Raw genomic sequence first — 13,369 nt, 5'->3', positions numbered from 1 at the left:
TAGAAGTGCTTCATGATATGAGATCTAACTTGATTTGTCCCTAGCTCTGTTCCAAAAGTTATAAAGTGAATTCTTTGAGACAGTTATATGAAAATTTGTTTTCAAAGGTCACAAAAGTGTCATAATTAACTCAGATAATGCAATGCGTTGATTACATACAAAGGCTATTCAATTATGTCGAGAAGGATTCTGGTCGTTGAGGATGAAGCACCTATTCGTGAGATGCTGTGTTTTGTTCTTGAACAAAAAGGCTACCAAGCAGTAGAGGCTGAAGATTACGATACAGCGGTAAACAAGCTATGTGAACCTTTCCCAGATCTAGTATTACTAGATTGGATGCTACCTGGTGGTAGCGGGATAAACTTTATCAAGCACATGAAGCGTGAAGAGTTAACTCGTAACATTCCTGTAGTGATGCTGACGGCTCGTGGCGAAGAAGAAGATAAGGTCCGTGGATTAGAAGTCGGCGCTGACGACTACATCACTAAACCATTTTCACCAAAAGAACTAGTAGCACGCCTCAAGGCGGTTATTCGTCGTGTCACGCCTACCGCATTGGAAGATGTTATTGATGTTCAAGGTCTTAAATTAGACCCTGTATCTCACCGCGTTACTGCAAGTGAAGGCCCTGTTGATATGGGACCGACCGAGTTTAAAATGCTGCACTTTTTTATGACTCACCAAGAGCGCGTATACAGCCGAGAACAGCTGCTGAACAATGTATGGGGTACTAACGTTTACGTTGAAGATCGTACTGTTGACGTACATATTCGACGCCTACGTAAGGCGCTTGAATCTGCAGGTCATGATAAGCTAATCCAAACGGTTCGCGGCGCGGGCTACCGTTTTTCTACAAAAGCTTAGTGTGGCTTCGCTACCCAGTTTACGGAGTCCTGAATGGTTGAAAAGTTAACCTGGAAAAAGCTAGCTTGGGAGCTGGCTTTTTTTTACGCACCTTGGGTTTTAGTCGGTTGGATATTCGGCTATTTACCATGGTTACTGCTCGCTGCTACGATTTTGCAGTTGGGATGGCATTTACACAATCAGATGCGGTTGTCCGCTTGGTTGTGGGATGAAAAGCGTTTAACACCACCTTCAGGCTCAGGAAATTGGGAATCTCTGTTTAACGGTATTTATCGTATGCAGCAGAGGCAGCGTCGCAAACGCAAAGAACTGACTAACCTAATCCGCCGTTTCAGAAATGGTGCTGAATCTCTACCCGATGCCGTTGTGGTATTTCGCGGTGAAGGCAATATCGTTTGGTGTAACAAGCTTGCTCAGTATTTGCTGGGGTTTCGCTGGCCAGACGACTCTGGGCAACCTATCTCCAACTTGATCCGCACGCCGGACTTCATCAAGTACCTAAATAAACAAGATTTCTCAGAGCCGTTAGAGATGCCATCGCCACTCAATGTGGAACGTATGCTTGAACTGCGTATCGTGCCGTACACTGAGGGCGAACACCTGATGGTCGTGCGTGACGTTACTCAACTTAAACAGTTGGAAGGTATGCGTCGTAACTTCTTTGCTAACGTTTCTCACGAGTTGCGTACTCCAATGACCGTACTTCAGGGCTACCTTGAAATGACGGAAGACCCAGACATGATCGTTGGGCCTATGTGGCCTAAAGCCCATGGCGTGATGACTGAGCAATTGAACCGAATGAACAGTCTGGTGAATCAGCTTTTAACACTGTCAAAAATTGAAGCTGCACCGATGCATGAGTTGGATGAAGTCGTCAATGTACCGGCTATGTTAGAAGTATTGGAGAAAGAGGCTGCAAGCTTAAGTGGCGATCGTGAACATAAGCTAGAGTTTGATATTGATAAGAGCTTACGAGTCTTAGCGGATGAAGATCAGCTAAGAAGCGCAATATCGAATCTAGTTTACAACGCAGTCAAATATACGCCACCGGGCGCTACGGTTAAGGTTCGTTGGTATCAAACTAGCCAAGGTGCATGTTTGGACGTATCAGACACCGGAGACGGAATAGAGCCACAACACCTGCATCGACTCACTGAGCGTTTTTATCGTGTTGATAAAGCTCGCTCACGCGATACGGGTGGTAGTGGTCTTGGGTTAGCGATTGTGAAGCATGCGCTTAGCCATCATGACTCACATTTAGAAATTCAAAGTGAAGTTGGCGTTGGTAGCCGATTCCATTTCACGCTTCCAAATAGACTAACCGTGTCATGAATACTTTAATACGCAGGATGCGTTTACCCGTTAGTTCATTATTATCGTTTGCTTTGGTTTATCCTAGTCATGCTGAACAGAGCATCGAATCGCTTCCTAATTATTCTAAGGTACCAGGTATTTCTGGGAGCTTATTGTCGGTAGGCTCGGATACTTTGGCGGGTATGACAACGTTATGGGTCGAAGAGTTTAAATCTTACTATCCGAATGTTAACGCTCAGGTTCAAGCTTCTGGTTCTGCAACGGCACCTCCAGCTTTAACTGAAGGTACAGCTCATCTTGGTCCTATGAGCCGACCAATGCGCCTAAGAGAAGTAGAAGCGTTCGAAAGAGAGCATGGCTATAAGCCAACAGCGCTCCGAGTTGCTATCGATGCTATCGGTCTGTTTGTGCACCGTGATAATCCAATTGAAGGGCTGAACTTTCGTCAGATTGACGGTGTTTTTTCTGAGACATTACGCTGTGGTGCGACTAAGCCACTAAATAACTGGCAAGCTCTAGGCGTTGATCAACCGTGGGCAAAACATCGCTTCCAACTATTCGGCCGTAATTCAGTTTCGGGAACCTATGGTTACTTCAAGCAAAATGCGTTGTGCGGAGGTGATTTCAAGAATCGAGTCAATGAGCAGCCTGGTTCTGCTTCAGTTGTTCAATCTGTCGCATCGTCCATCAGTGGGATAGGCTACTCGGGCATTGGTTATCGAGTAGCTGGCGTTAAATTAATTCCGATTGCAGAGAGAGGTTTGCAATATGTTGAGCCTACTCGAGCGAATATTTTGAGCGGTGACTATCCGTTATCTCGCTTTTTGTATGTCTATGTGAACAAGCATCCTGATAAACCACTTTCTCCTGTTGAGAGAGAGTTTCTTACTTTTGTGTTTTCAAAGCAGGGGCAAGAGCTTGTAGAAAAAGATGGTTACTTAGCGATACCGTCTGAGTTCGCAGAGCAAGAGTTAGCCAAGATCGGGCTCTAGCTCATTCTTTAAAAAATGGTATACAGTTTGCTGAATAGTAGGCTGTTTTTGTTTTAGTTGATTGTCTTTAAGTTAACTCTTCAGCTTAATTTTAATAACCACCCCGCATTTTCCCAACGCTGTTGCTCTTCTTTGAGTTCATAATCAAGCAATTGATTTTTGACTAACCAGTCAGTGCTATCCCCTTCTAAAGTCCATCTTTCCTCCTGCTCAATCGTTAATTTCACACTTGGTGTTGATGATTGATTTCGTTGTCGATTGATAAGGATAGCAAGTCTTAATATTCGAATTAGGAGCGTTACTTGTTTGGGTTTAAACAGAGATAACTCAGGTAACTCTTGTCGCTTAATTGCTTTTCTTTGATAGCGAACCAATACCGAGAGCAGACGTTGTTGTTCTGTATTAAAGCCGGGCATCGTCGTATGTTTGAGCAAATAAGCTGAATGGCGATGGTAACCTTGAAATGAAATACTTTGTCCTATTTCATGAAGCAGTGCTGACCAGCCAAGAAGATCAAATAATTCACGACTGACTTCGGTTTCTACCTGCGGTTTAATTTGTTTCAATAACGTAAGCGCTAGCTCTTTTACTTTTTCCCCATGAGCTAAGTCTATGTGGTAGCGTGAGATTAATGCCTCTGCGGTGCGCACTCGTATGTCGCAATTTTTAAACTTATCTTCCATATCATAAAGAACGCCTTCTCTTAAAGCGCCGTCAGAGAAGTGTAGCTCTTTGATATTTAGAGTATCCATTACTGCCGATAAAATGGTAACGCCAGCGGCAAACACCAGTTTTCTTTCATCGCTTAATCCTGAAAGACGAATTTCTTTTGATGAAGAAAACTCACTCAAATGATTTTTTAGATAACTCAGTCGTGCTGGTGTTATATAGCCATCACAAAAACCTAATCCTATAAGTACCTCTTTGATTGATTTCGTTGTGCCAGATGAACCAAAGGCGACATCCCAAGTCAATGAATGGTAGTCCTCAATCAAGGGAGTTAACAACTGAATAGCCGCGGAATAGGCGTTAGAAAAGTGTTGTGATGTGAGTTTTCCATCAATGAAAAAACGTTGAGTGAAGCTGACACACCCCATCGATAAGCTATGAGCGATTTTGGGTGTAAAGCCCTGTCCTGCTATTATTTCAGTACTTCCTCCTCCTATATCAATCACGAGCTTTGTTTTAGAGGCTATCTGGGTATGTTCTACGCCGTTATAGATAATCCGGGCTTCTTCTTGTCCTGAAATGATCTCTATAGGAAAGGGGAATATGGTCTTTGCTCGTTCCAAAAATTCTTTAGCATTCTTAGCTTTTCTTAGCGTGTGTGTGGCAACTACTCTGACATCATCAACCTCAAAGTCAGTGAGTCTTTCTGCAAAGAGTGTGAGGCATTCCAAACCTCTCTCGATCGCGTTTTTGGATAGATACTGATGTGCGTCCAGCCCATCCCCTAATCTCACTTTTTGCTTGTGTCGACTGACCAACTGTAAGTGTTGATCAAAAACTTGAGCGACCACCATATGGAAGCTATTCGAACCTAAATCGATAGCTGCAATACATCTTGGGCGTTTATCACCGATTAACTGCATGACTTTTTCTCTTGCTTGTATTTCTTACGAGCTTGTTTCTCACTATGTTTAATATAGTGGTAAGTGGCGAGTTGTGACGTTGAATAATCTAGGCGGTTAGATTGTGGCGGTAAATAAACGTTACTCATCGCTTGGTCAAGGCTCCGGGCTTTGTTGTAATCTTCAAAATGAAACTCAGTGATGTCGATAATAGTTTGCTTGATCTTTGGGTCTAAAATAGGGGCCGCCACCTCGATTCGGTGGTCAAAATTTCGTGTCATCCAGTCAGCTGAAGATATGTATACTTTGGGTTTTCCTGTGTTATGAAAGATCATCACTCTTGGATGCTCGAGAAAACGATCGACCACGCTAATGATCTCAATATTGTCACTGATGTTTGGGATCCCTGGAACCAAAGAGCACATACCACGAATGATCATTCTAATTTTCACATTCGCCTGACTGGCTTGATACAGTTTGTCGATGATACATCGGTCGACTAAGTTGTTTAATTTCAGAGTGATCGATGCTGGTTTGTTATCAGCCGCATTCTGTATTTCATTGTCGATTAACTGATAAAGCCGTTTTCGGGTATTTTTTGGTGACACAATAAGCAGTTTAAATTGTGATTTTTGATAAGGGTTCTCAATGTATTTGAAGACCTGTCTAACCTCTTGTGTTAACTCTTCATTTGCAGTTAATAAAGAAAAATCAGTGTAGACGCGAGCTGTCACTTCATGAAAATTACCCGTTCCAATATGAGCATAATGCTCCAGCGCTTTGCCGTTTTTTCTTTTGATGAGCAGTAGCTTGGAGTGAATCTTTAAACTTGGTATCCCATGGATCACTTTTACGCCAGCTTCTTGAAGAGTCTTAGTCCATTGAATATTGGCCTGTTCATCAAAGCGGGCTTGTAGTTCGACCACGACCGTCACTTTTTTACCATTATGTGCGGCATCAATTATTGAGTTGAGCAGCTTAGAACCTCGAGCTACCCGATAGATGTTTATTTTGATGACTGTGACCTTAGGGTCAAATGAGGCTTGCCTAACAAGTTCAGTAATGTGGTCAAAGGTGTGATAGGGGTAATGCAATAAGATATCGCGTGCTTTGATTGCTTCAAAATAGTTAGAGTACTGACTGAATTGCGCACATTTAATGGCTGAGAGCGGACGATTGATCAGATCATGTCGATTGAGGCTTGGGAACTCAGAAAAGTGTTTAAAGTTATGATAACGCCCACCCGCAATCACGTTATCATAATCTGATAGTTTGAGTTTGAGTCGTAAAAAACTTAGCATTTCAGCTGGCATTTCAGATTCATAAATGAGGCGAATTGGCAGTGCTGTGAGACGTTGCTCTAAACCTAACGACATCGCCTCTAGCAGGTTGTTGTTACTATTTTTTTGTCGTTCATCGTCTTTTTGCAGATCATAATCTGCATCGCGAGTCATTTTAATGGCAAAGCAGGTCAATGAATCGTAATCAAAGAACCCTTTTAATAGGTCGTCTAGACATAATCGAACTATATTATCTAATAAGATCAAAGTTGTACGTTGTGAATCTGAAGACTCTGGAAGCTTAACAAAACGAGGGAGTTCTTCAGATGGGATCTCTAACAGTGCATATTGAGAAGAGTCGTGACGGTTGATGTCGATGGCAAAATAGCTCTGGTCATCTTTTAGGATATTGAGTAACAGACTATCTTCGTTTAACAACAAAGGGGTTAAGTGGGGGAGTACTTTTTTCTTAAAATACTTCCTAACCCATTCACTTTGTTCCGCGCTGATTTGCTGTTCATTGACCAGAAAAATACGGTTACGTGCTAATTCTAACAATAAATCGTTGTACAGTTCATTGAAGCGAACGTCTAGTTCACCAGCTTTATCCTGCATTCGAGCTAGCAAGGTTTTGGGGGAGTTTGTTGATGTTGGTGGATCTTTAAACAAGATCTTACGTTTTATGTCAGCAAATCGGACTTTGTAGAATTCATCGAGATTTTTGGAGTAAATGCCTAAAAAGCGAATCCTTTCAATCAATGGAACAGATTTATCAGCCGCTTCTTGCAGTACCCTTTCATTGAAAGATAACCAGCTAAGTTCTTTTGTGACATAGTCTTTTTCCATCGTCATGCTTAATCCTAGAATGCTGGTTGTCGAGGGTGTAATTTTAATTTAGAACGATACGATTCACAAAATTCGTGATCTTATTTTGAGAAATAGGGTTAACAAACTTGTTATTAGTTTCAGTTGTTTAACGTTACTTGTAATATAACTGTCATCTAAAGTACATATTATGTCAGTAGCTAAAAAAAGGTAGATAAACAGATGGCTTCATCCCAATTTTCATTGAAAGAGCGCGACAAAAAAAGATGGTTGAAAGATCGTCTCGTCCGTTTTTCAGTGACATGCGGTGGCGTCAGCGTTTTAGCTGCTTTGGTTTTGATCTTTGTTTACTTGGCGATGGTCATTTTACCCGTATTTTCTGATACTGGCTTAGAGACGGACCAAGCCGTTAAAACCGTTGGTGTGGAAGAGCCTATCGCTTTATCTGTTGATGAATACGGCCAACATGCATTTACCATCGAAAAATCTGGTTTGGTGCAATTTTGGGATTTAGATTCTCAAAAAGCACATTCTTACTTTGAGCGCACTGTCTTAACCAATCCAATTGCCTTCTCTCGAAATACCCCTTCTGAAAATTGGTTCGCCTTTGCTGATAGCGCAAGCAACATGACTTTCTTCTACCCAGAGTATAGTGCGCCTGTGCTGCAAAAGGGCAATGAAGCTGAGCCGAAAATCGAGCAAATCAAGTTACCTGAACCATTTTTAAATAGTGATTCATCAAATGGTGCTGTGATCGATAAGTTCTCATTTTCTAAAAATAGACATGACATCACGGTTGCTGCTCAGTTAACTGACCAACGAGTTGTCGTTAAGTGGTATCAACGTGATCTCGCGGGTGAATATGTTTTGAAGAAGAGCCAATGGTTATCGGATAAGCTAGGTTTGCAACAACAATTATTAGTCACGCCTGATGGACAAACTCTATACCTCCGCTCTCAATCTGACTTGGCTGTTTTGAAACTCTCGAATACTGGTTTTAATGTTCGAGAAGTCATTGACCTTAGTTTGAGTGATGCAAAGCATGCCGTAAAAAGCATCGATTTATTATCGGGCGCCTACTCCCTACTGGTAACTCATCAGGATGGACAAGTTTCTCAATGGTTTGATGTACTGAAAGATGAACAGCGTAGTCTGACTCATATTCGAGACTTTCAGCTAGCTGAAGAAGTGCAGTTTATTTTGCCTGATACTTATCGGAAAGGTTTCTACAGTTTCTATAAGAATGGCACAATACAAAGTCACTATACGACCAGTGAAAAGCTCTCTCTATTTGAACGGGCATTCGATAAATCACCACAGTTAGCAGCGATGTCTGCCAATGAATTGCATTTGGCGACGCTTATCGATGACAAAATCAGTGTTGCTAAGGTCGACAATGAATACCCACAGATTTCATTTTCAGCGCTTTGGCAAAAAGTCTGGTATGAAAGTTATCCAGATCCTCAATATGTTTGGCAATCAACGTCTGCTAATGATGATTTTGAAGAGAAATTCAGTTTAGTCCCTATCACTTTTGGCACCATCAAAGCGGCTCTATTCGCCATGATGTTTGCAGTACCAGTTGCTGTGCTCGGGGCCATTTATACTGCCTACTTTATGTCTCCGCGAATGAGAAGAGTAGTGAAGCCTTCGATTGAACTGATGGAAGCCTTACCAACCGTTATTATTGGTTTCTTGGCCGGGCTTTGGTTTGCCCCAATCGTTGAAACCCATTTAACGGCTGTCTTTTCATTGATGGTCTTGCTGCCATTAAGCACATTATTGACTGGGTTTGTTTGGTTCTGTTTACCGAAGATGGTGACGAGTCACTTCTCTAATGGTTGGCATGCGCTGATATTGATACCTGTTTTGGTTATTACTGTTGTTACAGTGTTTGCTGGTGGCAACAGTATTGAAGCTTTATTATTTGATGGTGATATTCGAACTTTCCTTGCAAGTTATGGCATCGACTTTGACCAACGTAATGCCTTAGTGGTTGGTTTCGCTATGGGCTTTGCGGTTATTCCTACGATTTTTACCATTGCAGAAGATGCCATTTTCTCAGTACCAAAACACTTGTCAGATGGTTCATTAGCTTTAGGTGCGACTGCGTGGCAGACCCTTATTTATGTCGTGTTATTGACGGCCAGTCCCGGTATTTTTTCAGCGGTCATGATGGGGCTAGGGCGAGCCGTTGGCGAAACCATGATTGTCTTAATGGCTACAGGTAACACACCAATTCTCGATTGGAATATTTTGGAAGGGATGAGGACATTATCGGCAACGATTGCCGTTGAACTACCAGAATCAGAGGTGGGTGGGTCTCATTTCCGCTTGTTGTTCCTAGCGGCACTCTTACTGTTTATTTTCACGTTCGCGGTTAACTCTGTTGCGGAGTGGGTAAGGCAAAGATTGAGAGATAAATATCGTGCTCTGTAGTTTTGGTGCATTATCTCGTTATTTTATTGAATCTCATTATTTTGCTGAGGTAATTGAGATCTGTGTTTGTGCATGTCATGACAATGGTGACAGCTTTGTTGATATCGACACAGTCCAAGGTAGGTGGCGATGAACAAGCTTAAATCATTAATATCTTGGGTTAAGTCGGGCTCTCCGTGGATCTGGTTAACCGGTGGTGCAGTGAGCATTAGTATGCTCTCTGTTCTTGGTTTAATGTTGTTGATTGGTTGGAAAGGGTTAACCTATTTCTGGCCAGCGCCGTTGTACCAGTGGCAAGTCGACTCTAAAGACTTATCGTTAGTTGTCGATCTTGACGAAACGGTGTCAAAGCAAGATGTACTAATCGGTCAGTTGTATGAACGAAAATACATACCGATAGAGCAGGTGCCACAAGCTCATGATCTTTTATCGTCAGAAAATATTTCGACTGGATTAATACAGCGCTTAAGTATCAAAGTTGCAAACAGAGAGCTCTATCCTGCTGATTTCGTTTCTATATTAGACGTTAATTTGCTTGAGCCAACCACACCCTCTGGATGGGCTGTGATTGAGCGCAGTCGTGGTGGGTATTTCTTTGGTAAACCTGTTGGTTTTAAAACGGCTTCCGGAACCTTCAACTCGAACATTGATCAAAAGCTTGAAGACGGTTTGGCGTTTGCCTACACACTACGGGAAGAAACGTCTCGCGTTGTAAACCAAGAAATACGTAATGTTAGCTGGCAGTTGGAAAACTTGCGTTTGGAAAAGCGTAAGCTTGAACTTAATGAGTCGGTGAGTGATGACTATCTTAAAACGTATACAGAAACCAAACTCGAATTAAATCGCCAATTAGATGAAGCAGAAGTAAAGCTAGAGCATCTTAGAACGCAGTTGAATGTGGAAAGCTTGCTGGTGGAAGATATGACAGGCGAGCAGGTTGAAATACCACTCAGTCATATATTGGATTATTGGTATCCCAATAAGATGTCTTACCCTGAAAAGGTTGCTCATTGGGGTAAACAAGTTTGGAAATTCTTATCTGAAAATCCTCGAGACTCAAATTCAGAAGGCGGCGTCTTCCCTGCAATTTTTGGTACTGTGTTACTTGTCATACTGATGTCGATTGTGGTGATGCCTTTAGGCGTTGTTGCTGCTATCTACCTACATGAGTACGCGAAAAGTAATGCATTGACCCGTTTAATTCGTATTGCCGTGATCAATTTGGCGGGTGTTCCTTCGATCGTATATGGCGTTTTTGGTTTAGGCTTTTTTGTTTATACCATTGGTGGCTCTATCGATAGCTTGTTTTATGCAGAGCGATTACCCGCTCCAACATTTGGTACTCCTGGATTACTCTGGTCGGCACTGACTTTGGCCGTATTGACGCTTCCAGTGGTGATAGTGACAACAGAAGAAGGTTTGACGCGAATTCCTAGCGCGGTGAGACATGGTTCTTTGGCGCTTGGTGCAACTCAATTTGAGACGCTATGGCGTATAGTGTTACCGATGGCAAGCCCTGCAATTATTACTGGTTTAATATTAGCGATTGCTAGAGCCGCAGGTGAAGTGGCCCCATTGATGTTAGTGGGGGTTGTTAAACTTGCATCAAGTTTACCTGTTGATAGTCAGTTCCCATACATCCACTTAGATAGAAAGTTCATGCATTTAGGCTTTCATATCTACGATGTTGGTTTTCAGACTTCTAATATCGAAGCGGCACGACCTTTAGTGTATGCGACTTCATTTTTACTGGTTACGGTGATCGTTGGCTTGAATTTAACAGCCATTAATATCCGTAATAACTTGCGTGAAAAATACCGAACCTTAGGACAAGATTAAATGTTCTCAATTAATGAAACCTTGGGTTACCAAGCACCACTAGATGTTCATAACCTAACTGAGGAGCAAACCGCTATCTCAATTGAAGGGTTGAATCTTTATTATAAAGAAAGCCAAGCACTCGATGATATCTCAATGCAGATCCCGAAAGGGCAAGTGACAGCTTTCATCGGCCCTTCTGGATGTGGTAAGTCGACCCTATTACGCTGTATTAATCGTATGAACGATTTAGTTGAAGGCTGTAAGGTTTCAGGGAAAGTAAAACTTCATGGTAAAAATGTGTATCACCCTAAGGTCGATGTGGCGACATTGAGACGTCGTGTCGGCATGGTATTCCAACGCCCCAACCCTTTCCCTAAGTCTATCTATGAGAATGTGGTTTACGGCTTGAGACTCCAAGGTATGAGTAACAGTCGAGATCTTGATGATGCGGTTGAACGTTCACTACGTGCAGCGGCGTTATGGGACGAAGTTAAAGACAGGTTACATGAAAATGCATTTGGCTTGTCAGGCGGTCAACAGCAACGTTTAGTCATTGCACGCGCAGTGGCGATTGAGCCAGAAGTTCTATTGTTAGATGAACCGACATCGGCATTGGATCCTATTTCCACGTTGACGATTGAAGAATTGATCAACGATCTGAAAACACAGTACACAGTGGTTATCGTTACTCATAACATGCAGCAGGCTGCTCGCGTTAGTGATCACACTGCGTTTATCCATATGGGAAAATTGATCGAGTACTCAGATACTGACTCAATCTTTACGTCGCCATTGAAAAATCAAACAGAAGACTACATAACAGGTCGGTATGGTTAACAGGTATAGCTAACGTTTTAATCGGAGCCACCTAGAGCTAAGTCACTCTGAAATAAACGGCTTTATTCATTTCTTTTAAGGAGCTGACATGCATTTTGGTCGCCACATCTCAGGACAGTTTAATGTCGAATTAGAATCTATCCGTACACACGTATTAACCATGGGTGGATTGGTAGAGCAGCAGTTGTCCTTTGCGATGCAAGCTCTGCATAAAGATGACGCGGAACTGGCCAAAAAAGTAATTCGTGACGATCATAAAGTTAATGCAATGGAAGTATCTATTGATGAGGCATGCACTCGTATTATTGCCAAACGTCAGCCTACAGCGAAAGATCTACGTTTGATAATGGCGATCATCAAAACCATTACCGACTTAGAACGGATTGGCGATGTTGCCTCTAAAATTGCTCAAGGCGCGATTGAGATCCCTTCGACCAAAGAACAAAAATTTCATGTGTCGTTAGAGCCTCTTTGCCGTCAGGCTATCACCATGCTTCATCAGGTATTGGACGCGTTTGCCCGAATGGATGTTGATGCTGCGGCTGAGGTTCATAAGCTTGATGACAAATTGGATGCTGAATATGAAGCGGTGATTCGCCAATTGATGACTTACATGATGGAAGATCCAAAGAACATCCCCAACATTTTACAAGTAATGTGGTCAGCTCGTGCGATTGAGCGAGTAGGTGATCGTTGCCAAAATATCTGTGAGTACATTATCTATTTTGTGAAGGGAAAAGATGTACGTCACCTTGGCGATCAAAGCCTAGATGACGCGCTCAAATAGAACTTACCTTTAGAAGCTAATGATGGCACCTAGGTTGAGGTTGACGGTCGTATCGTAAGGCACAAAGGTCTTATTGTGGTCAAAAATATTCATATCAAAGCCAGCACGTAGCCCGAGCATCGGTGTCGCTTGATAAACGTAAGCTCCACCAAGGCTTAAACCATGCGCTGTCTTCTCTTCTATTTCACCTGAACGCGTTTTCGTACCGTCATAGCTGGCCATTCCGATCTCAGCTTGAAAACCGTGAATTTTATTTCGCCCAAACATATTTTGAATACCAACACGGTAAGCATCCACTGTTTCGTCATAGCGACTGCTGTCATACCAAAGGTGGGAGTAGCTTAAGTACAGTGTACCCAAGTTTGCCACATCAGTAATACCAGCTTGTATTCCAAAGCCATGGTAAGCGCCGATTTTTACTTCAGGAGATAGGTGAAGGCCGTTTGAAAATGCAGATGTTGAAAATAAAGCGGAAGCTAAAAGGAGTGTTTTTAATTTCATGGTACTACCGAGGTAAATTCAGCTCTCCTTAGCATTAGATCGATCCATGTATAAACCCAGTGAAGTAACTGGACAATGCGTAATACTATATTGGCTTAGAGGGACTGAGCTAATTCGTATTGGTTATATCGGTGATAA

Annotated in this window: 10 protein-coding genes; 7 read left to right on the top strand and 3 right to left on the bottom strand. The window is 42.4% G+C overall.

What is annotated here, in order from left to right:
• Positions 1-174: 174 nt before the first annotated feature.
• The 3 genes from phoB to OCV36_RS12975 are packed head-to-tail and all read left to right on the top strand — an operon-like array spanning position 175 to position 3,170.
• On the top strand, positions 175-864 hold the full coding sequence (gene phoB, locus OCV36_RS12985) for a phosphate regulon transcriptional regulator PhoB (protein ID WP_004735064.1): 690 nt from the start codon (positions 175-177) through the stop codon (positions 862-864).
• A gap of 33 nt (positions 865-897) precedes the next feature.
• Complete coding sequence (gene phoR / locus OCV36_RS12980) at positions 898-2,196, top strand: phosphate regulon sensor histidine kinase PhoR (protein WP_135455573.1); 1,299 nt, start codon at positions 898-900, stop codon at positions 2,194-2,196.
• Positions 2,197-2,213: 17 nt separating this feature from the next.
• Positions 2,214-3,170, top strand: a complete 957-nt coding sequence (locus OCV36_RS12975; protein ID WP_135455590.1) for a PstS family phosphate ABC transporter substrate-binding protein — start codon at positions 2,214-2,216, stop codon at positions 3,168-3,170.
• Positions 3,171-3,250: 80 nt separating this feature from the next.
• On the opposite strand, the gene ppx is transcribed toward OCV36_RS12975, so the two are convergent.
• Complete coding sequence (gene ppx / locus OCV36_RS12970; protein WP_135455571.1) at positions 3,251-4,762, bottom strand: exopolyphosphatase; 1,512 nt, start codon at positions 4,760-4,762, stop codon at positions 3,251-3,253.
• On the bottom strand, positions 4,753-6,867 hold the full coding sequence (gene ppk1, locus OCV36_RS12965; RefSeq protein WP_135455588.1) for a polyphosphate kinase 1: 2,115 nt from the start codon (positions 6,865-6,867) through the stop codon (positions 4,753-4,755). The genes ppx and ppk1 overlap by 10 nt, the downstream gene beginning before the upstream one ends.
• 201 nt (positions 6,868-7,068) lie before the next feature.
• On the opposite strand from ppk1, the gene OCV36_RS12960 reads away from it, so the two are divergent.
• The 4 genes from OCV36_RS12960 to phoU all read left to right on the top strand — a co-directional run bounded on the left by OCV36_RS12960 (position 7,069) and on the right by phoU (position 12,730).
• Positions 7,069-9,285, top strand: a complete 2,217-nt coding sequence (locus tag OCV36_RS12960; protein ID WP_135455569.1) for an ABC transporter permease subunit — start codon at positions 7,069-7,071, stop codon at positions 9,283-9,285.
• A 129-nt stretch (positions 9,286-9,414) separates the two neighbouring features.
• The gene (pstA, locus tag OCV36_RS12955; protein WP_017074092.1) at positions 9,415-11,124 is read left to right on the top strand and encodes a phosphate ABC transporter permease PstA; all 1,710 of its coding nucleotides are present in this window, start codon (positions 9,415-9,417) and stop codon (positions 11,122-11,124) included.
• A complete protein-coding gene (gene pstB / locus OCV36_RS12950; protein ID WP_017074093.1) occupies positions 11,125-11,943 on the top strand; it encodes a phosphate ABC transporter ATP-binding protein PstB in 819 nt (272 codons plus the stop codon). It abuts the gene before it with no gap.
• 88 nt (positions 11,944-12,031) lie between these two features.
• Positions 12,032-12,730, top strand: coding sequence for a phosphate signaling complex protein PhoU (gene phoU / locus OCV36_RS12945; protein WP_004735072.1), 699 nt, complete (start codon positions 12,032-12,034; stop codon positions 12,728-12,730).
• Between the two features lie 9 nt (positions 12,731-12,739).
• On the opposite strand, the gene OCV36_RS12940 is transcribed toward phoU, so the two are convergent.
• Positions 12,740-13,231, bottom strand: coding sequence for a hypothetical protein (locus OCV36_RS12940; protein WP_135455567.1), 492 nt, complete (start codon positions 13,229-13,231; stop codon positions 12,740-12,742).
• Between the last annotated feature and the right edge of the window lie 138 nt (positions 13,232-13,369).

It is taken from the genome of Vibrio echinoideorum (genome assembly GCF_024347455.1).
Lineage (GTDB): Bacteria > Pseudomonadota > Gammaproteobacteria > Enterobacterales > Vibrionaceae > Vibrio > Vibrio echinoideorum.
The sequence above is the reverse complement of the archived record's forward strand: the minus strand, read 5'-3'. Positions and strand labels throughout refer to the sequence as shown.

Coding starts and splice junctions, on each gene's coding strand:
- phoB (WP_004735064.1), top strand. CDS start 175: ATGTCGAGAAGGATTCTGGTCGTTGAGGATGAAGCACCTATTCGTGAG.
- phoR (WP_135455573.1), top strand. CDS start 898: ATGGTTGAAAAGTTAACCTGGAAAAAGCTAGCTTGGGAGCTGGCTTTT.
- OCV36_RS12975 (WP_135455590.1), top strand. CDS start 2,214: ATGCGTTTACCCGTTAGTTCATTATTATCGTTTGCTTTGGTTTATCCT.
- ppx (WP_135455571.1), bottom strand. CDS start 4,762: ATGCAGTTAATCGGTGATAAACGCCCAAGATGTATTGCAGCTATCGAT.
- ppk1 (WP_135455588.1), bottom strand. CDS start 6,867: ATGGAAAAAGACTATGTCACAAAAGAACTTAGCTGGTTATCTTTCAAT.
- OCV36_RS12960 (WP_135455569.1), top strand. CDS start 7,069: ATGGCTTCATCCCAATTTTCATTGAAAGAGCGCGACAAAAAAAGATGG.
- pstA (WP_017074092.1), top strand. CDS start 9,415: ATGAACAAGCTTAAATCATTAATATCTTGGGTTAAGTCGGGCTCTCCG.
- pstB (WP_017074093.1), top strand. CDS start 11,125: ATGTTCTCAATTAATGAAACCTTGGGTTACCAAGCACCACTAGATGTT.
- phoU (WP_004735072.1), top strand. CDS start 12,032: ATGCATTTTGGTCGCCACATCTCAGGACAGTTTAATGTCGAATTAGAA.
- OCV36_RS12940 (WP_135455567.1), bottom strand. CDS start 13,231: ATGAAATTAAAAACACTCCTTTTAGCTTCCGCTTTATTTTCAACATCT.